The organism is Novosphingobium sp. Leaf2, assembly GCF_001421325.1.
Classification (GTDB): Bacteria; Pseudomonadota; Alphaproteobacteria; order Sphingomonadales; family Sphingomonadaceae; genus Novosphingobium.
In genome coordinates this window covers 602,095-626,711 of sequence record NZ_LMJY01000001.1, presented here as the reverse complement: position 1 = coordinate 626,711, position 24,617 = coordinate 602,095, and the positions used below count along the sequence as shown (strand labels likewise).

Annotated in this window: 19 protein-coding genes, 1 tRNA gene and 5 pseudogenes; 11 read left to right on the top strand and 14 right to left on the bottom strand. The window is 60.7% G+C overall.

The genetic code is table 11. The features are described 5' to 3' along the window. Positions 1 to 142: 142 nt before the first annotated feature. Positions 143 to 572: pseudogene (locus tag ASE49_RS03095) on the top strand (IS5 family transposase); the annotation flags it as partial. Positions 573 to 1,105: 533 nt separating this feature from the next. On the opposite strand, the gene ASE49_RS18510 reads toward ASE49_RS03095, so the two are convergent. Beyond that, positions 1,106 to 1,282: a hypothetical protein gene (locus ASE49_RS18510; protein WP_200921948.1), complete on the bottom strand. Its 177-nt coding sequence runs from the start codon at positions 1,280 to 1,282 to the stop codon at positions 1,106 to 1,108. 85 nt (positions 1,283 to 1,367) lie between these two features. Continuing rightward, the gene (locus ASE49_RS03085; RefSeq protein WP_082456262.1) at positions 1,368 to 2,570 is read right to left on the bottom strand and encodes a glycoside hydrolase family 3 C-terminal domain-containing protein; all 1,203 of its coding nucleotides are present in this window, start codon (positions 2,568 to 2,570) and stop codon (positions 1,368 to 1,370) included. 156 nt (positions 2,571 to 2,726) lie between these two features. Between ASE49_RS03085 and ASE49_RS03080 the strand changes: the two genes are divergently transcribed. Further along, the gene (locus ASE49_RS03080) at positions 2,727 to 3,728 is read left to right on the top strand and encodes an MBL fold metallo-hydrolase (RefSeq protein WP_082456261.1); all 1,002 of its coding nucleotides are present in this window, start codon (positions 2,727 to 2,729) and stop codon (positions 3,726 to 3,728) included. A 302-nt stretch (positions 3,729 to 4,030) separates the two neighbouring features. Here ASE49_RS03080 and ASE49_RS03075 read toward each other — a convergent pair. After that, a pseudogene (locus ASE49_RS03075) lies at positions 4,031 to 4,252 on the bottom strand (DDE-type integrase/transposase/recombinase); the annotation flags it as partial. A 218-nt stretch (positions 4,253 to 4,470) separates the two neighbouring features. Then, positions 4,471 to 4,925 (bottom strand): annotated as a pseudogene (locus ASE49_RS03070) (transposase); the annotation flags it as partial. 66 nt (positions 4,926 to 4,991) lie between these two features. Between ASE49_RS03070 and ASE49_RS18030 the strand changes: the two are divergent. Further along, positions 4,992 to 5,144 (top strand): annotated as a pseudogene (locus ASE49_RS18030) (IS256 family transposase); the annotation flags it as partial. Positions 5,145 to 5,229: 85 nt separating this feature from the next. On the opposite strand, the gene ASE49_RS03060 reads toward ASE49_RS18030, so the two are convergent. From ASE49_RS03060 to ASE49_RS03045, 5 genes are all read right to left on the bottom strand, one after another. Beyond that, positions 5,230 to 6,633, bottom strand: a complete 1,404-nt coding sequence (locus ASE49_RS03060) for an MFS transporter (RefSeq protein WP_056768588.1) — start codon at positions 6,631 to 6,633, stop codon at positions 5,230 to 5,232. A 129-nt stretch (positions 6,634 to 6,762) separates the two neighbouring features. Beyond that, positions 6,763 to 6,897 (bottom strand): hypothetical protein, encoded by a 135-nt coding sequence (locus tag ASE49_RS18830; RefSeq protein WP_268778234.1) that lies wholly within the window; start codon positions 6,895 to 6,897, stop codon positions 6,763 to 6,765. A 128-nt stretch (positions 6,898 to 7,025) separates the two neighbouring features. Next, positions 7,026 to 8,210 carry a class I SAM-dependent methyltransferase gene (locus ASE49_RS03055; protein WP_056768587.1) on the bottom strand — a complete coding sequence of 395 codons (1,185 nt, stop codon included), beginning with the start codon at positions 8,208 to 8,210 and terminating at the stop codon, positions 7,026 to 7,028. 22 nt (positions 8,211 to 8,232) lie between these two features. Continuing rightward, positions 8,233 to 8,589 (bottom strand): hypothetical protein, encoded by a 357-nt coding sequence (locus ASE49_RS03050; RefSeq protein ID WP_056768668.1) that lies wholly within the window; start codon positions 8,587 to 8,589, stop codon positions 8,233 to 8,235. Positions 8,590 to 8,591: 2 nt separating this feature from the next. Next, positions 8,592 to 9,242 carry an ureidoglycolate lyase gene (locus ASE49_RS03045; protein ID WP_235522800.1) on the bottom strand — a complete coding sequence of 217 codons (651 nt, stop codon included), beginning with the start codon at positions 9,240 to 9,242 and terminating at the stop codon, positions 8,592 to 8,594. A gap of 5 nt (positions 9,243 to 9,247) precedes the next feature. On the opposite strand from ASE49_RS03045, the gene ASE49_RS17600 reads away from it, so the two are divergent. From ASE49_RS17600 to ASE49_RS03030, 4 genes and pseudogenes are all read left to right on the top strand, one after another. Then, positions 9,248 to 9,943, top strand: coding sequence for a TetR/AcrR family transcriptional regulator (locus ASE49_RS17600; RefSeq protein ID WP_156370049.1), 696 nt, complete (start codon positions 9,248 to 9,250; stop codon positions 9,941 to 9,943). 907 nt (positions 9,944 to 10,850) lie between these two features. Beyond that, positions 10,851 to 11,861: a DUF1838 family protein gene (locus ASE49_RS03040; RefSeq protein WP_056768585.1), complete on the top strand. Its 1,011-nt coding sequence runs from the start codon at positions 10,851 to 10,853 to the stop codon at positions 11,859 to 11,861. A 164-nt stretch (positions 11,862 to 12,025) separates the two neighbouring features. Beyond that, positions 12,026 to 12,226: pseudogene (locus tag ASE49_RS18020) on the top strand (hypothetical protein); the annotation flags it as partial. 873 nt (positions 12,227 to 13,099) lie between these two features. Continuing rightward, a complete protein-coding gene (locus ASE49_RS03030) occupies positions 13,100 to 13,561 on the top strand; it encodes a VOC family protein (protein WP_056768667.1) in 462 nt (153 codons plus the stop codon). A 436-nt stretch (positions 13,562 to 13,997) separates the two neighbouring features. On the opposite strand, the gene ASE49_RS03025 is transcribed toward ASE49_RS03030, so the two are convergent. Next, on the bottom strand, positions 13,998 to 14,375 hold the full coding sequence (locus ASE49_RS03025; protein ID WP_056768583.1) for an Arm DNA-binding domain-containing protein: 378 nt from the start codon (positions 14,373 to 14,375) through the stop codon (positions 13,998 to 14,000). 186 nt (positions 14,376 to 14,561) lie between these two features. Continuing rightward, a tRNA-Ser gene (locus tag ASE49_RS03020) sits at positions 14,562 to 14,651 on the bottom strand. A gap of 158 nt (positions 14,652 to 14,809) precedes the next feature. On the opposite strand from ASE49_RS03020, the gene hspQ reads away from it, so the two are divergent. Continuing rightward, positions 14,810 to 15,190, top strand: coding sequence for a heat shock protein HspQ (hspQ, locus tag ASE49_RS03015; RefSeq protein WP_056768582.1), 381 nt, complete (start codon positions 14,810 to 14,812; stop codon positions 15,188 to 15,190). 23 nt (positions 15,191 to 15,213) lie between these two features. Here the strand turns inward: hspQ and ASE49_RS03010 are convergent, their stop codons facing one another. Both ASE49_RS03010 and ASE49_RS03005 read right to left on the bottom strand, forming a co-directional pair. Further along, entirely contained in the window at positions 15,214 to 17,388 is a 2,175-nt protein-coding gene (locus tag ASE49_RS03010; protein ID WP_056768581.1) for a putative bifunctional diguanylate cyclase/phosphodiesterase, read from the bottom strand. A gap of 147 nt (positions 17,389 to 17,535) precedes the next feature. Next, the gene (locus ASE49_RS03005; protein WP_056768580.1) at positions 17,536 to 18,429 is read right to left on the bottom strand and encodes an ABC transporter permease; all 894 of its coding nucleotides are present in this window, start codon (positions 18,427 to 18,429) and stop codon (positions 17,536 to 17,538) included. Between the two features lie 99 nt (positions 18,430 to 18,528). On the opposite strand from ASE49_RS03005, the gene ASE49_RS03000 reads away from it, so the two are divergent. The 3 genes from ASE49_RS03000 (at position 18,529) to ASE49_RS02990 (ending at position 22,013) form a co-directional block, all read left to right on the top strand. Then, positions 18,529 to 19,245 carry a GcrA family cell cycle regulator gene (locus tag ASE49_RS03000; protein ID WP_056768579.1) on the top strand — a complete coding sequence of 239 codons (717 nt, stop codon included), beginning with the start codon at positions 18,529 to 18,531 and terminating at the stop codon, positions 19,243 to 19,245. Positions 19,246 to 19,268: 23 nt separating this feature from the next. Continuing rightward, on the top strand, positions 19,269 to 20,006 hold the full coding sequence (locus tag ASE49_RS02995; protein WP_056768578.1) for a peptidylprolyl isomerase: 738 nt from the start codon (positions 19,269 to 19,271) through the stop codon (positions 20,004 to 20,006). 126 nt (positions 20,007 to 20,132) lie between these two features. Next, a complete protein-coding gene (locus ASE49_RS02990) occupies positions 20,133 to 22,013 on the top strand; it encodes a hypothetical protein (protein ID WP_162234215.1) in 1,881 nt (626 codons plus the stop codon). A 53-nt stretch (positions 22,014 to 22,066) separates the two neighbouring features. Here ASE49_RS02990 and pnp read toward each other — a convergent pair whose 3' ends face one another. Next, positions 22,067 to 24,379: a polyribonucleotide nucleotidyltransferase gene (gene pnp / locus ASE49_RS02985; RefSeq protein ID WP_056768576.1), complete on the bottom strand. Its 2,313-nt coding sequence runs from the start codon at positions 24,377 to 24,379 to the stop codon at positions 22,067 to 22,069. Positions 24,380 to 24,617: the final 238 nt, after the last annotated feature.

Below are 24,617 nucleotides of genomic sequence, written 5' to 3'. Positions count from 1 at the left end.
GTGCAGATCGCCGAACTGCTGGGCCGCCGGCACCTCAATGCAGTCCTGGCCGCGCGGGGGGTGTACTAGGGCGCGAACTCATAAATTGGGTTGAGCTGTCGGCATTGTCGTGATTCAGGCGCCCTTCGGAAACGGAGGATGTATGACGCGACGGCGGTATGAACTGACGGACAAGGAATGGCTGATCATCGCGCCATTGCTKCCCAACAAGCCGCGCGGCATGCCTCGGGTTGACGATCGTCGTGTCCTGAACGGCATTCTCTGGCGCTTCCGCTCTGGTGCGCCGTGGGCGRAAATCCCGGAACGCTATGGCCCATCGACCACCTGCTACAATCGGTTCGTCCGCTGGCGGAAGGYTGGTGTGTGGGACCGGCTGTTGGCGGCGGTTTCCGCCGGCTTCAACGGCGAATTGGTGATGATTGATTCCACCTGCATGCGCGTCCACCAGCACGGTGCGACGGGCAAAAAAGGGGATCTGGAGATCATTTGTCGACGCTGATGGACGTCCTGTCAGCCTGAGACTAACGGGCGGCCAGGTCGACGATGCCTGCGAGGCTGAAGCGCTGATCGAGGCCRTTCCCGAAGCTGTCTATGATCCTGCCATCCATGAGTCGCAAGACGGGGTGACGCCAAGCGAAACCGACGCGAACCGGATGCCCGAAGCGTATATCGCGCACGCTTTTCCCGGTGCCAGCTATAAGGAAGTTCGAGCGCACGCGCGGGCGTCGCTGGCTCTGGCGTTGAACCTTCAGCATCGCCGAACCGCCACGCGGCAACTCGCCGCGCTCTGTGTCGAAGCGACCGCTTCAACAACAGCCGTCATATCGATCATCGCCCGAATGGGCGCGAACTGAAGGCGGACAAAGCCGCTCTATGGCGACTAAGTAATTGATTTTGATCGGGAAGTGGCGGAGCTGTAGGAAGTAAAATAACATTGTAAATAATGTATTTTTTCTTCCTAATCGTCTTAAGGCATATATTTAGACATAATATACGCAGTGCACTTGGGCGATCGTTGATGACCCGCTGCGCATAATAATCATGCTGATGCCAAAATCCTGCTTCAGGCGCAGCACGCCTATTCAGCGCTTAAACCGGGCGGCCCTCACACATCGGCGATCAGCTCAAACTGCTCCAGAAATTCCGGACGGTACTGGCCAAGCCAGCGTACGATCCGCGCATTGCCGAGCAGCTTCTTGAGATAGGCCTGCGCTAGCGTAAGGTGTAGATTGCCCACACCGTAGCTATTCCCGCTCCCGTTCCAAGCGCGCCATCTGCTCATCCGTCAGCCAATACAGATCGCTCATGCTCAGTCTCCTCGCGGACCCTGAATCATATCGTTGCCTGCCAATCAATGGTTCTTGAGCCTAGTTCCAGCCCTTCACCGTGCGCGGCTGACCGCCAACGGTGAAAGTCGCATGGTTCGTCGCGCTGGAACTGGCACCGATCCACACGTCGAATGTACCAGGATCGACAACCCAGTCCTTTACCGCGCCATTCCAGTAGCGGACGCTTGTTTCGTCCAAGTCAAACGTCACCGTGCGTTTTTCGCCCGGTTTGAGGGTGATGCGCTGGAAGCCCTTGAGTTCACGCACGGGGCGCGAGGCGCGGCCTGCCCGCTGGTGGATGTAGAGCTGCACCACCTCATCACCTTCGCGCGTGCCTGAATTGGTGACTTCAGTGAAGACCGTGACCTTTCCACCGGGGACGATCGCATCGCCCGTCACGACGGGAGCGCTCATGGCGAAGCGGGTATAGCTCAGACCGTAGCCGAATTCGAACTGCGGCGTGGAGGGGATATCCCAGTAGCGCTTGCCCTGCTCGTTGGGCCCGTGAGTAGTGTTGTGCGCATAATAGATCGGAACCTGACCCACGGTGCGAGGCCAAGTGACGGGCAATTTGCCACCCGGATTTATATCGCCGAACAAGGCACGCGCGATAGCAATGCCGCCTCGCGTGCCGCCGTACCAGGCATGCAGGATGGCGGGCGCGCGGTCGAGCACCTGATCCAACTCCAGCGGCCTCCCACTCATGGTGACGACGACGATCTTTTTGCCCATCGCGCTGATCGCATCGAACATTTTGAGCTGATCCCCCGGCAACTTCAAGTCGGCGCGTGATGCCCCCTCCCCGCTCATGTCCTCCGCTTCACCGAGCGTCAGGATGACAAGGTCGGAATTTTTGGCCAGCGCAATCGCCCGATCATATTCGCTCTGCGCACGTGCCGCGTCCCAGCGGGGTTCGGGCTTTGCCATCCCAGGCAACGTGATGCTCTCGAACATTGATGGCACATTGCGCTTGAGTTGCACGCCCGGCGCCGTCTCTACCTTTGCGCTGGTTCCAAGGCGGTCGCGGACGCCTTCGAACACGGTGACGGTTTCCGGCAAGTCATACTGGAACGACCAGGGGCCCAGCATATCGCGCTTGGAATTGGCCAAGGCACCGATCACGGCGACGCGCTTGTTCGCGCTGGCGACGAGCGGAAGCGCGTTGCCGTCATTCTTGAGGAGGACGAGCGTGCGTTCAGCGGCGACCTGTGCAACATCGCGATGTGTCGGATCGGCAAGCACCTGCTTGGCGACCGCCTCGTCTACGAAAGGCTTAAAGTCGAGCTGAGATGCAAAATCGGATAAAACAGAACCATTGCCTTGTTAGCCATTTGCAAATTTGTTTTTCTTGCAATCGCGTTCCGCTGCGTAAAAATGACGACATGTTAAGGCAATCAAATGGCAATATTTCTTCTCAAGAATCATAAGATATTGATATCATCTATAGTCGCATCAACCGTTTTGGCGGCCCCTCCTGCGACAGCCGAGGAAAGTTCCTATGTGGGTATCGCCAAATTATTTCCTGGGATTCAGAAATTATGCGAGCCAGTTCCTAAGCCATATCCAAATTTCATGACGAATTATGTATATAAATTTCCTGAAAGCTTTCCGGAGGCCAAGGTATTTGATAATTTATATTATTTAGGAAATCATGCGGCCTCCTCTTGGGCGATTAAAACCGAAGAGGGCATAATACTCATCGATACGCTTGATAATGAGGAAGAAGCAAAATTTAGCATCGAAGGGGGTCTTAAAAAGCTCGGGCTAGACCCCTCTACGATCAAATTTATCATCATTACACATGGCCATATCGATCATTACGGCGGTGCCCGGTACTTGGCCGAAAAATACCGGGCACGGGTCATAATGGGAGAGAAAGATTGGGAGAAGGCGGCGCAACGAGCCAAAGTCGGCTTGCCTGCTGGCTTCACCACTCCTAGCCGAGATATATCTGTGAAGTCGCGGGATCAGGTGACGCTCGGGAGCACTACCGTCAAAATGATCATCACGCCCGGCCATACGCGCGGTACGATATCCATGATCTTCCCCGTGACCGACAAGGGTGTGCGACGGAACGTCGCATTTTGGGGTGGTATGGGTCTTAATTTAGGACCAAATATTGAGCCATATAGTGCCTATGCAAAATCAGCCGATCTCATGAAGTCTGAAGCATACTCTAACAAAGCTCAAATATTTCTATCAAACCATGCAAAGTTTGATTACGCGGACAAAAAGATAGAAATAAATAAAAATACAAACTCCGGCAATGCTTTCACAAATACGACACCGGAAATAGTGGGAGCATTTGGGCTTTTGGCTCATTGCGCTCAATCGCAAATTGAATTTATCAAGCAAGACGGTGTCAACGGCGGCGCAAAAGTCGGCCGCGGGGCGGAGTAAAACCAGGCCAGTGTGGCGGCCGCCCGAGCGCCACTTCCTCGGACGTTGGCCTGATTTTCAGGGGTCGGTTGTGGGCTTTCGGGCGCGGCTATGGGCGAGGCGGTAGCTCTCGCCATTCATCTCCAGGCCCAACTTGAACAGTGCTTTTGGAAAAGGCATTTTTGTTCAATGGCCTGCACGCACCGGCGCGAGTGTTACCACTACATTTTTGCGGTTGGGTGAGCTTGCAGAGGCTCAGGTTCGCGGCGGGGTTATGTCGCAATCGTCGGCGAGAATCGGTGTTGGATCTTTGAAATGGTGAACTATACCGCGAGGCGGTTGAACTGCTCTGCATGAGACGGATTTCGGGCGTCGTTCGCGTAGATCATCTGACCCTTGCGGATCATGTGAACGAGTTCGATGCCGTCGAGAATGATCGCGGCCGTGCGTTCGGACTTGAAACCGAGCATCGGCCGAATTCGGCGCTTGATGCGCCGATGGTCCTGCTTAATCCGGTTATTCATGTACTGGCTCTGCCGGACCTTGAGTGGCGTTGTGTCCGGCCGGCTCCGCATCCCCACTTCGGCGTGGCATTTGGGGTTCCCGTACCGCTTTCGCAGAAAGTAGCGTCAGGAAATATTACTCCATATCAATAGCTTGCGTATTTCTGCCAAATCGTATTTCTATGCAAATCAATGGCTAAATGCAACTTCAGGTTTTGAGCCTGCTTTTAAGCTTGCCGTCGTCCCGCTACCGCGAAGCCGGCGTAGTGCTCAAGCACGGCGTCTGTCACCGTACTGATCAGGTCGAGCGATACGTCGATGCCGTAGAGATCACGAAGGTGCCCGGCGATCTCCCGGGTGCTCATGCCTGGCGCATACATCGACACGATCTTGTCGTCGAAACCGGGAAACCGGCGCTGGTACTTCGCTCTATCAGTTGTGGGTCGAAGCTGGACTGGCGGTCGCGTGGGACATCGATCTCCAGCTTGCCGTTCTCGGTCGTTACGGTCTTTCGGCCATAGCCATTGCGCGTGTTACCGCCGCCTTCGTCTGTCGCCAGGTGGTGGTCCATCCCCGCGTTCAATGCGCGTTCCGTAAGCGCCTTCTTCAGCGAATCCAGCAAGCCGCCTTGCTCAAAGGCAGCGCTGGCAGCGCCTCCGGCCAAACGCTGGTCCCGAAGCTCGTGAGGTATCGCCGGTTCTTTGCGTCGTGACATAGTGGGGCTTCTTGTTACCCATTATGCCTCCCCAGACACCGAATTCCTGACAGTCCCTGAAGCATGCCCAGCGAAGAAGCGATGACCCGGCTCGTCGGCGCTATCCTGCTGGAACAGAACGATGAATGGGCAATCCAGCGCTCCCGCTACATGACACTTGAGAGCGTCGCGGGATTGAGCGATAACAACGTCATCACGCTGCCCGATATGGCAGCCTGATCAACCCGGCTTGGCGGGAGATCGACGTGGCCGCGCCTTCGATCTCACACCACGCAATGAGACTCGATCCTACAAAGCCATTCGATCAGGTCGCTTTCTCCCCTGTGAGGAGCCGCGCGCATTCGCTGTCGCCCCGCGCTATGGCCTTGCGCATCGCCCTGCCGGCAAGGCCGTAGAGCGCGGCGGCGACAAGCAGGAACGGGAAGCATACGATTGCGATAGACCAGCCGACTTGCGATGGATCGTGAAGTACCCGTTCGGTCACGCTGGCGACCATCAACGGGCCCAAGCTTGCGCCAAGGATCGTGTTGAGCACCAGCGTCAAGGCGATCGAACTGCCCTGCATGCGTGGCGGCACCACCGACTGCAACGTGGCGAACATCACCGTGCCAACCACCGAGAATACCGCGTTCGCAGAAGCCACCAGGACCGTCGCCACATGCAGGTCGCCCGCCAGCACCGCCAGCGAGGATGGCAGTGCGAACAGCGGGGCGATGCCCAGGATCGCAAAACGGCGGGTGTTGTGGCCCGACCGCATCGATCGATCCAGCAGGGTCCCGCCTATGACAGGGCCTATCACTGAGAAAGCGATCGATAGCGGCCCCAGCCAGGCGCCCAGGAAGCCGGGTGTGGCGCCATAGGCGCGCAGCAGCATCGTCGGCGCCCAGGAAGAACCGCCATAGGCCACCACGAAGGCAGTCGCGAAACCGAAGTAGAGGGGCAGCAGCACCGCCTTGTTGCGCCACAGGTAGGCGGCTTCGGCCGCGCCGGGGGCACGGACCGGGCCGGTGGTCGCTACCGATTGCCGCGCCGGTTCACGGGTGAACAGAGCGAGTGCGGCTGCGACGACGAGGCCGCTGGCTCCGAAGATGACAAAGACAATGCGCCACGGCACCAGATGGCCCAGCAGCGGGACGCCGATGAAGGCACCGGTGCCGGCGGCGGTGACGAGCAGGCCGGTGAGCGAGATGGCGATGCCGTTGGCAAGCCCCTGTCCGGCCATGTAGACGGATATCGGCCGCCCCCGGCGCTCCGGCGCGAACAGGTCGGCGATCAGCGAGATCGCCGCCGGACCCAACGCGGCTTCGCCAAGGCCGACCATCAGGCGGCCTGCGAACAGCCATCCGAACGACTGGGCAAGTCCGCTGCCGATAGTGGCGATGCTCCACAGCGTAATGCCGCCAACGATCAGGTTGCGCCGCGACACGCGATCGGCGGCAAGCCCCATCGGCAGGCCCATGAAGGCATAGAATAGCCCGAAGGCAAGGCCCTGCAACAAGCCGATCTGCTCGTCACCAATCGAAAGATCGGTGCGAACCGGATCGACCAGGATGTTGAGCGCTGCCCGGTCGATCACCGACAGGATCCCGGCAAGGAACAGCATCCCCACCATAATCCAGGCCGAGCGTCCGCCCGGCCAGCCGTGAACCGATCGCGATAACGCTCCGGTCAAATGATTAGAGGCGCTCAACTCGGCGACACTAGTCATCCGAAATTCTCTTTCGAGCATAGTGTCAAAGATATCTCCATGTCCGCATTCATGCTAGTCTGATCTCAATGGTCACCTGAGAGCAAGTGAGCCTAGCTCCAAGGTTAACACGGCGCCAACTTAGCATCGTTAAATGTAGTTATCTTTGGCGTCGTGCAGCTTGGCCGTCCGCACGATGCCTTCGGGATCGAAGTGCTCGAACGGCACCGGATGTGTTTCACTGGAAATGTTATGGTTGAGCAGGCCGTTGATCTCGACGGGCATGAATGCGGTCTCCCTTTCGCGCGCGCAGCAACGCTTCCGGACCGGCGGGATGACGCCGGACCAACATATGGCGTGGAATGGAAAAGCCCGGCGGCGTCAGCAGGTAAACGCGCCGCCGGGTCGTGAGGTTACTTAAGCGCCGAGCAGGCGTACCACGAGCCGATCATCGCACGGCCTTCCGGGTGCCCCTCGGTGAAGAAGTCTTCGCGGTCGGGCTTGAGGAAGAACGTGCCCTTGCGATACCCGACAGCGACGTCATCGGCTTCAAACCCGGCCGATACTGCCACCTTCAGCCAGTCTGTGCGGGCCAGCGAGGTCATGAACGGTTCGTTGTTGTAATGGCTTTCGAAGTCGCAGCGCATCTGGTCCCACAGCGACATGTGCTCATGACGGGGCGGGACATCGACGTGGCACATCACACCGCCCTTGCGCAGCAGGCGATGGCACTCCTTGAAGATGGCGCGCATGCCCTTTGCCGACGTTTCGTGCATCACCGCCGAGGAGCAGACGAGGTCGAAGCTGCCGTCCTCGAAGTCAGTGTGTTCGGCGTCCTGCTGGCTGAAGTGGATCGGTGCGCCCATCGCTTCGGCACGGGCATGGCCATAGCGCAGCATCGGTGCGCCCACGTCCAGCGCGAAGACTTCCGCGTCGGGGAAAGCCTGCGCAATCGCCACGGTCGAATGTCCCACCGAGCAGCCGAGATCCAGGATGCGCCGCGGCTTGAAGTCCGGGTAGAAATCCTGAACGTGGCTGGCCAGCGTGTGGCCCCGCCCGTCGTTCTTCCATCCGCCGTTGAGCGCACGCAGATAAGTCGAGGCGAAGCGATCGTAGAGAGCGCCGGCACGGAAATCGTCCTGTGCCGTATCGACGATGTAGCTGCCTGGCATGCGGTGATGGTCGAACGCCGAGATGTAGCGCGGAATTGCCAACTCGGGATTCAGCCGCAGGCTTCCCTTGGGTTCGGCGACCTGCGCCTCGACCTTGGCGGCCAGATCGTCGAACTGGCGGTCGATCGCGCCGTCGAGCGTCACCCAGATGCGGTCCTGATAGAACAGCGAAAGCGTCAGCCACAACTGATGCAGCGGGTGAGCCTCCAGCGCCTGGCGGATCTGGGTGCTGGAGGTCGGCGCGGCGCCAGTCTTCTTTTCGATCTGCGGCACGATCACTTCGTCAAGCAGACGGCGATCGAGCGGGTCCATGTTGCGGTTGGTCCACATCCGCATCGCAAGGAAGTGATCTTCCATGGCCTGCTCATCGTGGTTGGCCTGCGGCATGACCGCGTGGCCGAAGTGTTCCTGACTATACTGTTCCATGTCGGCGCTCCTTTTGGAGAAATCAGTCGCGGGTCACGGCGTCGAGCACGCCTTCATAAGCGGTCTGCTCGGTCAGCGCGTTCGGCATCAGCTTGTCGCGCGCAGTGCCCAGCACGCGATCGTAAATGCCCTGCCGGTAGGTGCCGCGATAGTCGCGCGCCTGCGCATCGGGTGCGAACGTGTCGATGTTTGCCGGCCCATGCAACCCGGCCGCTTCGAGCAGGCGCTCGTTCGCGTCGAGCCGGTCCTTGAGCACGACCACTTCGCCCAACAGCGCCAGGATTATGCCGGCCAGGGCGTCCACCGTCTCGCTTTCGAAGACCACCGGCTGGCTGCCCTTGGACCAGGTCTTGCGATCCAGGTTGATACGCTCCGCCATCGTCATTGCACTCCCATCAGTTCGAAACGGAATACGTGGCCCGTGCGGGCGACGATGTCCTTCTTGTCGAGGTCGGGGCCATGGGCCTCCTCCGTCACCGCATCCTTCGCCTTGAGATCGTAGCCGGTCTGGCTGGACAGCAGCACGACAAGATCGGTGCCGTCTTCCACCGCGAAGGGAAATTCGTGCCAGGTGCCAAGATGCATCGCGAAGCCGGCGCTGCCATCGAAGCGGAAGGCGCGCACTTGCGAAAGGTCGGGCAGGTCACTGTCGGAAGGCGGAGCCATGACGGCGATGAAGGACTTGCCGGCCAGCGGCAGGAACGCCTGCGTGTGCTGGAAATGGCGCTCCATGTAGCGCACTTCGCCAGGACGGCGATCCAGCTGCGCCAGCGTGACTTCCACCGGATGTTCGCACACGAAGCGGGCGGGGTAGCTCATTTTCACCGCGCCCTTGTAGAAGTCCACCGACACCGGCTGCACAGGCGCGTCGCGGCCGATAACCGCGCCGAATGGCGCCAGCGCTTCGGCCGTGGCAGGCTCAACGGTAAGCTCGATTACTTTCGCTTCGCCTGGGCCATTATAGCTTCCCTCGAAAATGTCGGAATTGTCCATACGATCATTGTGGCGCGCGACCTGTTGAGACAGACACATTATCCTTGTTCCTCACCACGATTTCCCGATACGAAGTTTATATGAAGGATGTTTCACCTACGCCACTCGCATTCCCGCACGCACTCAGTGACCTGCAAAAAGCCCGGAAATCGCCGCGCCAAGCTCGATCCGCAGCAACGGTCGAAGCGATTCTTAGCGCAACCATTCAGCTTTTAACGCGGGAGGAGCACGGCCATGTGACTACAACCCGTGTCGCAGAGCGCGCTGGGGTATCAATTGGCACAATTTATCAGTATTTCCCGCACAAGAGGGCTTTGCTTTTCGCAGTCTTGAAATCACATCTTGATGAAATAGTAGCATCCGTTGAAGCTGTATCAAATAATAGCTCCGGATATAAGCTAAAGATAATCTCAGACCGTCTAGTTTCGGCGTTTTTAGAAATAAGAATAAATAATATAGCTGCCTCTAGGGCTATATACTTACTTGCTTCAGATTTAGATACAGCGGCGTTGCTGGCAGATGTGCTGTGCCGCCTGCGTAATGCTGTAGCAATCGCGTTGTCAGCCGCAACCGACGCTAATTTCGAAGATATTGATGTCGTTAGTAGCATGATTTGTGCGACATTGTCGGGAACCACCAGAACAGTTTTAGAGCGCGAAGATTCTGAAGCATTGGAAGTTATTGCCCTCCAGCTTCCGGTACTTTGCCGCGCTTATCTTGAGGCGGTGGCAGTTCGTTAGTTTGTAATACTGTGGATCGGCGTCGAACGCGGGACCCCACTGTGAGCGACGCAACTATTTGTAGTCTTGTGGAAAACGTAGATAAGGGAGGAGTTCCAATCGGCGCTGATCTGCTCCCAGCTACGCAAATATTCACCGCAAATTCAACGTTTTATGGAGATTTTTCCGGCGTCGTACCTTCGGCGCCGATCCGCAAACCTGAGCCTCTGCAAGCTCAACTAACCCCAAAGATGTAGTGGTAACACTCGCGCCAGTGCGTGCATGTTATTGAACATAAAAGACTTTATCAAAAGAACTGTTCAAGTTGGGTCTGGCTCGAGGGGGGGGTAGTGCGACTGCATGAAGGGAAATGCCGCAACCCAGGCCGTCCTTGCACCGAAAATCAGACCATCATGTCCCCAAAGAGGGCCACACTGACCAATCTCCTCCCCTTCGCCTCCGGGACGCAAAATTTGCAGGTTCTTCGAGGTCTCCAGCTTGAGGTTCGCGTGTCCGAACTGCGAGCAGTCACGCATGCTGCCATGGATTTTTTAAGAGCCTTCCTATTGGATAAATGTAGAAGTTGCGGCGAAAAGTAAAACTGACCTAGTTCATCCGAATATGGGGGTGCGAGTAATATTCCGAGGAAATCTTGGGCCGGATTGGAGCGCCTGCCAATATTTAGTATTTTTCGAGTGCCTACCTGTCCGATTTTTATATATTTGGTGAACAACTAGCTGACCAAGTAAGTTAGGGGTGACGAATCCACATTCAGTGCGACATAGGCGGTGAAAGACGCTGCACCTAGTTACCGGTGAGCAATGGGCATGAATATAAAATCTGCGTCGAGACGATTTAATTATTACAGATTGAAAATAAAAGCGAATACGTTTTGATAATTTCGGTAATATTTCTCAGGAGATTTTTGATGGATATCACGCGACGCCAGGGCCTTGGCTTGGTAGGTATCGGAACAATGCTTGCGGTTGCCCCATCTTCTAACGCGCTAGCACGTAAAGAGATGCCGAAGTTCTTGACTAAAATTGATTTGCAAAGCGCAGAATGGAATCGAGACACCCGAGCGCGCCTCAATGGTGATCTCAATGAGAGCAATCAACTGGTCGGCTGGTTAGAGGGGGTAATCCAAGGTGTTCGCCCGAACGAGCCCGTTCGTGATCTGATGACCTATGAAGGTGTTAGCGTAGTTCGCATGCATCGGCGATCCGACGGAAGCTGGCGCAAACTACTGCGGGAGACCGTCGTCTACCGTGATATCAAAACTGGAAGGATCATGGATACTTGGCTCAACCCATATACGGAAGAAACCGTAGGCGTCGTACCGATCGCGAACAATCCTTATAACCAGACGATCGAGATCAACTTCATGGGTAAGCCATGGATCGGCAATTGGACCCGGAATCCGGACGGCACACTGACTTTGTTCTCTAACGTCAACTTGTTCTACCCAAACGCCCTGGTGCCATCAGCTTGGCCACGAGAGTCGACGGGCGACTACGCTCAAGTTACGGAAAACTTCAACTGGACGGTTTCTGAGGCAGACCTTGTAAATCCGGAAATGACGTATCTGCCTCGCCTAGGGTCCTGGCAGCGCGTCACTCCGTGGCTGCCCTGGATGTTGATGGGAGCCGCGCCCGGGCACATTAACTACTTCGGGCATTCCGCTTTGCTGCCGGGTGGCATTGATGCGCTGGCACGGCTGCCCCAGGACTTGATCGCGGCGGTTCGCGCGATTGATCCCAACATGCTTCGAGCGCCAACGCTTGAGGAGGATACCCTGCCTAACGAATCCAGTCTTGAAGCCTATGCGAAGGAACAGAAGCCAGCCCCCATGCCTGCCGGTTGGTCACCTCCGCAGCCGCCTGCCCCGCCTAAGTTTAGCGGGGACAAGTCCAAACTGGGCCAGCAGTTTGGACAGTAGGTCTGACTGGCTGTCGTCTTATCAACTCGCGTGTGCTGCGCTCGATTCATGCGGTATCGGCGAGGCGGACGTCAAGGCAACTCGCTGCAGATATTGTTGACACTCCCCTGTCCTGGAATTGCGACCGGCAAGAACGGGAGACCCGGGGGGCAGCGGTCGGGGTTAACGGCGTCGAGTATTCGGACGTCATGATAAAGGGCCCGCACACGTTGACGGTCGGCCGTCTCGGCCTTGATCCCTATTCCGACACGGTCTACTCGTCCTCCCCCCGCACCTTCGCGCAGATCCATGATCTGCTCGGTCAGGGCCTGACGATGGAAGAGGCGATCGAGCGGGTCGCCTTGCCGAACAATCCCGAGAATTGAGGCGCCAGTGCAGGCGTCCCCATGGCGGCGGAGTGAGCCCAGAGGCTGCACGTCCCATCAAGCCGGCCGCCTCCTTCGACTATGGTTTCCTGCTCTATGCAGGGCTCCACATCCTGGGCTTTCTCGCGGTTACGCGAGGCGTTCTCGGGTTTACCATATCCTGGGGGGGTCTTGACATAGACTTCATACTGTCGGCCGGATTGCGATCTCGCTTGCAGGACGGCACTGTCCTCGACTGCGAACGGCTCTGGCTTCTGAGAGCCTGATGCTGCGAATGATGGTTTCTTTTCCGTCGTAGCGGCATCCTGCGCGCTGACGCCACATGCAGCCAAGAGCAAGGTAATAAGAGCTGTAGAAGGCTTAGGTTGCAATGGGTTTGACCCTCACGAGCAATGCTGACCCCTATGTCTACTTTTTTAACCAGTGCCAATGACCGCTTTGCGGGCGTGTCCGGAATGGCTTCTTTGGGGCGCCAGCGATCGGACACTTGCCCTCCATTTACCTCTGAACCAAGGTCCATTTTCGGCTGCCGCTACACTAGGAGGTGCCGTTCGGGAACCGCCCTCAACCCGGACGGTCAGGCGATCCGGGCGCCCAATAACGGCCATTCGTTAAGCGCAATTTTTTCCGTTTCTCCGTCTCCGATTGCCCATTTCGGGAAAGAGCATATGGGAACAAATTTTGGGAGAGCGACACCCGAAGGCGTTCGTCACCGCGATCGAGGCAGCAACGTTCCCGCCAAACGTTCCTATTCGAGAAGAGCCCAAAGTGTTAAAGAAGCACTATGAAGATCATGTTCGCCATGCTGCTGGCGTCGGTTGCAGCCGGGCCGCAGGCCAGACAGCGCAAGCACGGCCCAGTGAGAGTGCAGCAATGAACGACGCCGCAAACGTAATTGCCGTGGACCACACAGGTTTCGCTGTATCGTCTTTGGACGACGCCGTTCGGTTTTGGACGGGAGCGCTCGGTTTCACACTTGAGCGCCAATCGGAGATGGGGGGCGACTTTCTGCACCAGGTGACAGGTGTCGATGATCCGAGTGTGAAAACGGCGATCGTCAGGGCACCAGACGGCTACGTTGTCGAACTGTTGCAATATTCAAGAGGGCACCAGAACGGGGCGGTGCCTTCCAGCGCGGGATCGATCGGAGCGGCCCACCTGGCGCTGACCGTGAAAGATATTCATGCCGCTATGGCCCGCGTCAAGGCAGCAGGATGGAAGGCCAAGGGTAGTCCGCTGCCGATTGCGGGTGGTCCACGGAAGGGTACGTTGGTGGCATACGTTTCAGGCCCCGATCATATCACGATAGAGCTTATGCAACCGCCGGCCCGTTAATGAGCCTGCGGAAGTTTTCCCGCCTCACCATCCCTCTTGGGAAAAGCTGGAGCCCCGCAACGTCGGCTATTGCCACCCGCCTTCCCGAAAGCTGCCGCTCCCCTTCCCACCCCTGATAATGGGCGTTCCTGAAGGCAAATCGCTGCTCCGAAACTAGCCGTCTGTTCATATGGCCAGGCATAGGACTGTCGAATGGCGGCTATCGGCGACATCAGTCCTTCCGAAAGCCCGTGGGGAACGGCAAATTTGTCCCACTTCAAGGCTATGAACGAAGGGCCGTAATCGGCCCCCCATTTTGGTTCGGTAACGTCAGGGATGAGGCCGAACGTTCCCATTCCCTCGACCTTTTCGAAAGACCACCATGGCGATTTCGTACCAGTACCCCGGCTCAAGAAGAACGCGGGCAGAAGTGCTCCATCCGCTAGGTCTCCTGCGGTTATGCGTAAAGCTCGAGGGTCTTGAGCCATTGTTTGGTGTGTTTGCCGTTCTTCCAGCTTTTCACCATCTCGGCGTGCACCGACTTGGCGGCCTGTTCGAACGTCGGAATGACCCTCGTGACCTTGCGTCGTTCTTCGAGGGGATCGATCCCTGCGGCAGCTAGTTTTTTGGCGGCGCCCGCTTCGAGACGAGCTGTGCGGACCGGAATATGCTTGGCGTCGCCCAGGCCGATGTCACGCCTGGTTCCGTTCACCTGGATACGAAGCACCCAGCTCTTGCCGCCCGACGGCGAAACCTTGAGATAGAGCCCTTCCCCGTCCGGATAACGGCCGGGTTCGACAAGTTCCTTGATGATGCTGGCGTTGAGCTTTCCCATGTCTGGGAATTTAGCATCGAATCGGCCTGATCTGAAGCCCCTCGCCCGGCCCCAGTCCCACACTCAGTCCCACATTCATTTTCGAACGACCCCGAACAAGGATGGTCGACACCGGACAATAATCCTTGATTACCGGTGGTTTAGTCCGATTTTCCCGTAAGTGGTGAATGTCGGTGAAGGGGCTCTTGGCGGAGAGGGTGGGATTCGAACCCACGGTACGGTTACCCGTACACTGCATTTCGAGTGCAGCGCATTCGACCACTCTGCCACCTCTCCGCAATGAGATCGTGCTGCGACGGGCGGGCCCGCCGGGGTCAAGCGAAGGGCGCCGGTAGCCGACTTGGGCAGGCTTGCCAAGCCCCGATCTGCAATTATCCCGGCAGCGGTGCCGGGCTTCGCTTGCCTGAAATGCTTGCGAAACCTATATCGGTGGAATGAACAGAGCGTCCTTCTTTTCCCCTCAGGCCGGGCGGGTAATCGATGCTCCCCGGCAGACCCGCGCGCGCTTTGCGATCGGCGAGGTCGTGCGGCACCGTCATCATGATTTTCGCGGCGTCGTTTTCGATATCGATCCGGTCTTCGCCAACAGCGAGGAATGGTATCAGTCCATCCCTGCCGACGTGCGCCCGGTGCGCGACCAGCCCTATTATCACCTCCTCGCCGAAAACGAGGAATCCAGCTATGTCGCTTATGTGAGCCAGCAGAACCTGGACGGGGATGCCGAGGGCGGGCCGGTCGATCATCCGGCGCTGTCGCAGATGTTCGAGGCGTATGCCGGCGGGCGCTATCAGTTACGCCATGGGCTGGCGCATTGACCCGTCCTCGTCCGAGCCGGGTGTTACAACCCCAGAGCGGCGGCTCCCGGACCGGCATCGTGGTCCACATCATCCTGCAACAGCTGCGTTATTGAGTCTGCGGGAATAGGTTTGGACAACAGGAAGCCCTGAACTTCGTGGCATCCGACGCGGCGCAGGAACGCCTGCTGCTCGGGCTTTTCCACACCTTCTGCCGTCAGCCTCAGGCCGTTGGCCCGCGCGAGGTTGACGATCGCCTCGACCAGCGCCGCGCCGGCCTTGGTATCGATGGCATTGACGAACGAACGGTCGATCTTCACCCGGTCCACTGCAAAGTCGCGGATGTGGCTGAGGGAGGAATAGCCGGTCCCGAAATCGTCCAGCGCGCACGCGACGCCGAGCCCGCGCAACGCGGCAAGGCAATGGCCCACCTCGTCGGGCGCGGCCATCAGCGCGGTTTCCGTCAGCTCCACTTCCAGCCGATCCGCCGTGATGGCGCCGCTGGCGAGGACCTGCCGCACCGTGTCCACGAACTTCCGGCTGCGCAGCTGCAAAGGCGAGACGTTGACGGCAACGCGCAACGTCGGCCAGGCGCGGGCATCCTGCACGGCGCGATGCAGGACCCAATCGCCCAGCACTTCGATCAGGCCGGACTCTTCCGCCGAACGGACCAGATCCGCCGGCGGCATAAGCCCATGTTCGGGGTGATACCAGCGCAGCAGTGCTTCCACGCCGACCATGTGCCCGGTCTCCAGCGTGTAGATCGGCTGATAGTGCAACGCCAGCTGACGGTCGCAATCGGCAAGTGCCTGGCGCAGATCGCGGTAAGTTTCCTCGCGCGCCTGCACGTCGACATCAAGGTCGGGCGTGAAGAACCGGTAACGGCTGCGTCCCTCCGTCTTGGCGCGATACAGCGCGATGTCCGCTTTGCGAGTCAGTTCGGTGCGATCAAGACCGTGGAGCGGCGCAAGCGCGACGCCGATGCTGGCCCCGATGAAGGCCTGCGATCCCGCAAGATCGAACGGACGTTCCACCTCGGCCACAATGCGCGCGCAGATGCGTTCGACGGCGTGGCGGTTTTCAGGCTCGCCAACGATGATCGCGAACTCGTCTCCGCCCACGCGTGCAACAAAATCGTAAATGCGCACTTCGGCCAGCAGCCTGCGCGCGACCTGGCGGATCAGCGCATCCCCGGCGGGATGGCCCAGGGTATCGTTGACCTGCTTGAAGCGGTCGAGGTCGATATACAGCAGCGCCAGCAGGGTCTTGTGCCGCCGTGCGCGCGCCAGCGCCTCATCCAGCCGCTGCTCGAACATCGAACGGTTGCCAAGGCCGGTAAGCTCGTCATGGGTGGCGCGGTGCTGGGCATGGCGGCGGCTGTCCTCCAAATCGTGGGTGCGCCGCGCGAGGCGGCTGGCCAAGAGGTAGACGAGCGCGCCTGTCAGCAGCAGCACAACCAGCAGCACCGGGGCCAGAGCGGCAATGACCTGGCTGCCGGGTGCGAACGGCCGCCAGTGCAGATACCCTATTGTATGGCCTTGGTGGTCTTGCATCCCAACCGAACGTTGGCCGCGCAAGGTATCCGGCGCGATGGCGTAATGCGCGTCCGCCAACCCGAACTGGCTGCCGATCCGGCCGAAGAATTCCGCGTCGAGATATTCCACAGCAACATGAAGCGCCTCGGTGCCCGGCTTTTGGGGTATCCGGCCGCTGTCCGAAACGATGGGCTTGACGCTGACGAGAGCAGGCCGTCCCCGCACAATGCCAAAGTCCGCCCGCCCGGCCGACAACATGGCCACATCGCTTTGCCCCCGCCCCACCGGCTTGCCGCTTTTGCGCAAGGCGGCCACCAGCCGGTCAGCCACGCCCTCTACCGCGATGAAGGCTTCCGGCTTCGCGCGCCGTCCGTCCCGCATGGCATAGACTGGCCGATTTTGCGGATCGAGAATGTAGATCTCGTCGATGCCGGCATAGTTCTGGAACCAGATGCCAAGATTCTGGTCGATCCATCCCATGTCGAGCGGACGCCTGCGAACCTGAAGCACGGCATCATCCCACACGGTGGACGATTCCTGCGCATGGCCCACCCGGTCGACCATCTGGCTCAGCACCAGCGCGACCAGCGCACGGTCACGATGCCGGGCGATCCGATCCGCTTCCTTGCCGGACCAGAACAACAACCCCAGGATCAGGACCAGCAGGCAAAAAGCCGCCAGCATCGCCGGCGCCGTGAACCTTGCGGCCTTTGGCCGGCGGCTGTCGCTGGAAGGGTCTCGGGGTGTCACCCCGACAGCTTGCCCTACAGGCAATAACTTTCCGTTAACGATTTATGGTAAGTTCTTGCGGCTACCGCGTCGCGCGCGCGGTTAACCTTTGAGCTTCCAGCCCGAGCGCAGTACCAGGAACGTCACCACCGCCAGCACGACGTCAACCACCCCCATGCCGATCGCGCCGTGCAATACCGCCATGTTGGTATCGCCGATGTCGCTTGCGCCGAGGAAACCGAAGCGAAAGCCGGAGATGACGTAGAAGAACGGGTTGGCCCGGCTGATCGCCTGGAAGGCCGGGGCCAGGTTGTCGATCACGTAGAAGGTGCCCGACAGCAGCGAGAGCGGGGCGATCACGAAGTTGGTGACCGCCGCGTTGTGATCGAACTTTTCCGCCCAGATCGAGGTCAGCAGCCCCAGCAGCGCGAGGAACACCGATCCGACGAGGCCGAACCACACCACCGCCCATGGGTGCGCCATCGACAGGTTGACGCCCGGCCAGAGCAGCATCGCCGCGCTCAGCGCCAGGCCCACCAGGAGCGCGCGGGTAACCGCCGCGCCGACCATCGCCAGCATCAGTTCGCCCTCGGTCAGCGGCGGCATCAGGAAGTCGATGATGGTCCCCTGGATCTTGCCGGCCAGGAACGAGAAGCTGGAATTGGCGAACGCGTTCTGCATCATGCCCATCACGATCAGGCCCGGCGCGACGAACGTGGCGAAGTTGACGCCCAGCATTTCCCGGTTGCCTCGGCCCATCGCCACGGTGAAGATCACCAGGAACATCATTGTCGTGATCGCCGGTGCCCAGATCGTCTGGGTCTGCACCTTGAAGAAGCGGCGAACTTCCTTCATATAAAGGGTCTTGAGCCCTTCCCAGTTGACCGTGTGGATCACCGGCTGGCCCTTGGGTGGAAACCGGCTTGCCGGGGCCCCTTCAGGAGCCAGGATGCCGGCGGTGCCAGGCAGTTCACGCGATTGGGGTTGATCGGCCATGGCCCCGCGACTATCGGCTGATGCGTTCCGAGGCAAGCGGCGGCTGGAAAATCGGGGGCGATTCTGAAAATTGCCCTCCTTCGATGTGATGGAATTGAAATGAGCTGGACGGACGAACGGATCGAGAAGCTGACCAAGATGTGGGAGGGTGGTTCCACCGCCAGCCAGATCGCGGAAGATCTCGGCGGCGTCAGCCGCAACGCGGTGATCGGCAAAGCCCATCGCCTGGGCCTGAAAGCACGCCCGTCTCCGGTCAAGGCCAACGAGAAGCCCGCGCGCCCCGCTGCTCCTGCCGGCGTTACCGCCGCTGCCGCGCCGCGAAAACCAAAGCCGGAAGCCGCGCCCGCGCCGTCCGAGCCGGTAGCAGAGCGCGCCCCTGCCCCGCACGTCGCGCGGCCTGTTGCCCCGGCGGCGCCATCGCCGCGTGCGCCCGAGCCGTCGATGGACGCAGCACCGACGCCCCCTCCAGCCGCTCCGCAGCCGCGTATCGTCTCGGTTGGCCCCGGCGGCTTCCTGCGTCAGGGGCCTGGCGATCAGCAGCCGCCCATTCCGCCCGCGCCGCCGCGCCGTCTGGTTCCCGCCAAGCCGAGCGCGGAAATCTCCGGCAAGACCAGCCTGCTCGACCTTAACGACCGGATCTGCCGCTGGCCGATGGGCCACCCTGGTGAGCCTGACTTCCACTTCTGCGGTGAAAAGGTGAACCCCGGCTTCCCGTATTGCGTGGAACATTGCGGTCGTGCTTATCAGGCGCAGCTGCCGCGCGGTGCGCGCCGGGCGCCGCCGCCGCTGCCCTTCGGTGGTCCGCGGGTTCGCTGACCGGCATGGGGGGCCATAGTAGCATGCGCCGGATCGCCAGGGCTGGGCTGGCGTCGCTGGTGCTATTGCTGCCGCTGTCCGTGCACGCGCAGGACACAGGCCCGGCGCCGGCCACTGCAGCCGCCCCGGCCCCCGCGCCCGTCCCGGCAACGTACGTCTACGTGGCCCTCACCACGTCGCAGGGTGTTATAACCCTTGCGCTCGACAAGACCCATGCGCCGCTAACCGTCGCCAACTTCCTGAAGTACGTGGACACCAAGCGGCTCGATGGCACGACGTTCTATCGCGCCATGCATCTGGACTGGGGAACCACGCCCACCGGCCTGCTGCAAGGTGGCCTGCAAGGCCTGCCGGGCAAAGTTCTGCCTCCGGTGGCGCACGAGCCCACCAACGTTACGGGCCTCAGCCACACGTCGGGCACCATCTCGATGGCGCGCTATGCGCCCGGCACGGCCACGGCGGACTTCACGATCATGATCGGCGATGTCGTAACGCTGGACGCCAATCCCGCCGCTACCGATCCTGACACCCGTGCCGGCTTTGCCGCGTTCGGGCACGTGGTTGCGGGGATGGACGTGGTGAAGGCAATCTGGAACGCGCCGCTTTCCGCCACCAAGGGTGAAGGCGTGATGCGCGGGCAAATGCTGGAGCCGCCGGTGAAAATCCTCACCGCACGGCGAACCTCGGCCCCGCCTACGGCTGCGGTACCCGCCTCCGCTTCGGTCCCTGCACCCGCGTCGGCCCCTAACGCGGCACCCTAGAGCCGGTCACCCTGCGGGGGCGGCGCTAAACCAAATTGTAGCACCGTTTGCCCGGCCCGGGATGGACGGCGGGAATGGCCTGTGGCAGATCCGCGCGGCGGGGCAGCCGCGTGCCGGAGGTGCCATTTGCAGGCCATCAAATACGTCAGCCCGTTGCTCCACGCCCATGCCGGCAGCTGCGCGCCATGTGGCGGCATGGCCCTCCGGTTCGTGCGGACAGACATTCCTGGCAAGGACGCGGTTATCTATGCGGACGCCGGCCTGGTGTTGCGGCACCCCAATCCCGTAATGTCCGACATGCTGGGACATTTCCCGGCGATCTATCTCGATGCATCGCGCCCTGTGCAGGTGCAACTGCTCAGCGCCGCGCGCAGTGTAGTGGCATCCCACCGCATGGCGCCAGGCATGGCCGGCATAGCCACTACCCCAGATGACGGCGGGCTGTTCGCCGATCTTGTTCACATGGCCCCGCCCGCACACCTGCGTGCCTTGCGCACCGAAGGCTGGGACAGCCACGGCAGCGGCGCAGCGGACTATGTTTCGGATGCGCTCGCCACGCCTGATCTTGCCCGCGACCATCCCCGGTTTTGCGTGACGACGGCGAACGGGCGCTGCTTTCGCCTCAATCCCACCGGCGGCATGATCACCGTGGAGCAAGGCGGCGCTCGCGGGGATCCTTCGGGCAGCGGCAGGATAGACGATCGCGCCGCCATCCAGGCGACGGTGGATTATGCAGCAACGGTAGGCGTGACGAAGATCGGCCTGTCCGCCCCTTTGTACACCGTGTGGTTCCCGAAGCGCACCTCCCCGCCCTTCACCGAAGCGGTGGACGGGCACGGGATCGTGATCGCGCCGGACCAGCAGATCCATATGATCGGGCTGGGTTCCGCCCGCTCGACGCTACGCTTCCTGTCGCCAGGCGGCGTTTCGCCCGATGGCACCACCCCCGGCCAGGCGTTCCAGGTGGTGGACGGCAAAGTGTGGCGCGGCAGCGGCTTCTATCTCTACGCCACCCGCCCCATCGAACGCCGCGTGCTGGATCGCACAAGCCCACGCCAGTCGCTGACGCTGGAACACCTGGTGATCGACGGCGCAACGCGCAAATCGGGGTATTACGGCTGGCCCGCACGGCTTGCGGACGGGGCGGGCTGGGACATCACCCACAAGGGCATCCGCAGCCGCGCGGATCTGCGCGGCGCCGACATCACTATCCTCGATTGCGTGATGACCGGGTGGCGCGGTGAGACCGTCTACGCAACCGACGATCCCGCCGCAAAACTGACGGTGCGCAATTCCACCTTCCTGCATTCCAACGGACAGGGCCTGAACCCCAACGGATGCATGGTCGATGTGCAGGGGTGCAAGATCCAGGATTGCTACGTCGGCATCGAAGGGTGGACCGGGCTTGGACGAGGCCGGATCATCGATGTCGAGATCACCGATTGCTACGGCATTCCTGGCAAGTCCGGTGGGGCCTTCGCGCTCGACGGCGAATTTGCGGAGAACCGCCGCATCCAGATGCACGCCCCCGGCCCTGACATCGCCGACAACCCGGCGCCACCGGGCAATCTTGGCCGCTTCCGCACCCAGCAAGGGCAGATCTCCCTGGTCGTGCGCAATTGCGGGCCCGGCCTGATCGGATCGTGGCTGACGGGCAAGATCGTGGCGACCGATACGCGGCTGGTTCTGGGCGATGGCACCGCATTCGCAGGGGGCGCGCGCCATCTCGACCTCGATATAACGCTGATCACCGACACGAACGAGCAGGCGCACGTCGTGATCGCCAACCGCTACACCGGCGTTACGACGGACCATATTCACCTGCGTATTGACAATCAGGCGACCCCCGCCGCCATTGCGGCCAACCGCCGGCCGGACACGGTGATGACCTGGCACGGTGCACTCGGCTCCGACGTCACGGTGCAGATCAGTGGGCGCGACGGTGTACAGGCGCCCAAGCCCGATGCGCCGACCAGCGGGCCGTCCCCGCGTATTACGCATAAGTGAACGAAAAAGGCCGAGATCGCTCCCGGCCTTTTCCTGTCAGTGATCGGTTGCGATCAGTCTTCCTTGAGGAAGGCCGGCAGGTGGTCGGGGTTGCCGCCACCATTGTCGCCGCCGCCATCGCGACGCGGGCCGCGATCGCCGCGCGGACGATCGCCGCCACGGCCACCGCCATCACGGCGCGGACCACGACGGTCACCACCGCGATCGCCGCCACCGCTACGCTCGGGGCGATCGCCACGCGGTTCGCGGGCCGGACGGGTATCTTCCAGCTCAGCGCCGGTTTCCTGATCGACGACGCGCATCGACAGACGCACCTTGCCGCGCTGGTCGATCTCGAGGACCTTGACCTTCACGGCCTGGCCTTCCTTGACCACGTCGGTGGGCTTCTCGACCCGCTCGTTGCGCATCTCGGAGACGTGGACGAGGCCGTCCTTGCCACCCATGAAGTTCACGAACGCGCCGAAATCGACGATGTTGACGACCTTGCCGTCATACACCTTGCCGACTTCCGCTTCCTCGACGATGCCCAGGATCCACTTCTTGGCCGCTTCGATCTGCGCGGTGTCGGACGAGGAGATCTTGATGATCCCTTCATCGTCGATGTCCACCTTGGCGCCGGTTTCGGCCACGATTTCGCGGATGACTTTGCCGCCGGTGCCGATGATGTCGCGGATCTTCGACTTGTCGATCTGGATCGTCTCGATGCGCGGGGCGTGGGCCGACAGCTCGTTGCGCGACGAACCAAGGGCCTTGGTCATTTCACCCAGGATGTGCGCACGGCCGGCCTTCGCCTGCTCCAGCGCCTTGCCCATGATTTCCTTGGTGATGCCGGCGATCTTGATGTCCATCTGCATCGTGGTGATGCCAAGTTCGGTGCCTGCGACCTTGAAGTCCATGTCGCCCAGGTGATCTTCGTCGCCCAGAATGTCTGACAGGACGGCGAAATCGTCGCCTTCCAGGATCAGGCCCATGGCGATGCCCGAAACCGGGCGGACCAGCGGCACGCCGGCATCCATCATCGAGAGCGAACCGCCGCACACCGTCGCCATCGAGGACGAGCCGTTGGACTCGGTGATGTCGGACAGGACGCGGATGGTGTAGGGGAAGTCTTCCTTGGCGGGCAGCACGGGGTGCAGCGCACGCCATGCCAGCTTACCGTGGCCCACTTCGCGGCGACCCGGCGCGCCGAAGCGACCGACCTCGCCCACCGAGTACGGCGGGAAGTTGTAGTGCAGCATGAACGACGAGTACGACAGGCCTTCGAGGCCGTCGATCATCTGTTCGGCTTCCTTGGTGCCCAGCGTGGTGGTGCAGATCGCCTGCGTTTCACCGCGCGTGAACAGCGAGGAACCGTGCGTGCGCGGCAGGAAGCCCACGATCGCCTCGATCGGGCGAACCTGGTCGAGCTTGCGGCCGTCGATGCGCTTGCCGTCCTTGAGGATGGCGGTGCGCACGATGTCCGCCTCGACCTTCTTCATGGACTTGATGGCGATCATCTGAACCTGCGGGCTCTCGCTCGCGAAAGCGTCCTTGGCCTTGGCGCGCGCGGCGTTGAGCGCCTCGGAGCGGGCCGACTTGTCGGTCAGCTTGTAGGCGGCGGCAACGTCCTTGCCGACGGCCTTCTTGAGCTTGGCCTTGATGTCGGCGGTGTTGTCCGACAGGTCGACTTCCCAAGGCTCCTTCGCGGCCTTTTCGGCCAGGTCGATGATGAGGTTTACGACCTTGCGGATTTCGTCATGCGCAAACATGACGGCGCCCAGCATTTCTTCCTCGGTCAGCTCCTTGGCTTCCGATTCCACCATCATCACGGCATCGCCGGTGGCGGCGACGACGAGATCGAGGCGACCGTCCTTGAGGGCGGCGTCCTGCTTGGGGTTGAGCGTGTATTCGCCATCGACGAAGCCAACGCGCGCGGCGGCGATCGGGCCCATGAACGGCACGCCCGAAATGGTCAGCGCGGCAGAGGCGGCGATCATCGCGACCACGTCGGCCTCGGTTTCACCGTCATAGCTCAGGACCTGGGCGATGACGTTGATTTCGTTGTAGAAACCTTCGGGGAACAGCGGGCGGATCGGACGGTCGATCAGGCGGCTGGTCAGCGTTTCCTTTTCGGTCGCGCCGCGCTCACGCTTGAAGAAGCCACCGGGGATGCGACCGGCTGCGGAAAACTTTTCCTGGTAGTGCACGGTGAGCGGGAAGAAATCCTGCCCTTCCTTCACCGACTTGGCGGCGGTAACGGCGCACAGCACCACGGTTTCGCCGTAGGTGGCGAGGACCGCGCCGTTCGCCTGGCGAGCGATGCGGCCGGTTTCGAGAGTGAGGGTCTTGCCGCCCCACTCCATGCTTACAGTCTTGACGTCGAACATAGGTTTTTCCTCGACCCACCGGCCCTATTGCAACGGCGGGGCTTACTGCCGGGGTACCGTCCCGGTCCGGTGCGGGGCTTTTTCGAAGGCCCCAAGGCCCCCCGCCGAATTGCGGGAGATGCCTGGTATTGTAAGCGCGGGCGGCATTCCTGCCAGCCACGCCGTGCGAATGCGCGATAGGCTCTTACCACATCGCGGGCCGCACATGCAAAACGGCCCGCCGAAGCGGGCCGTCACT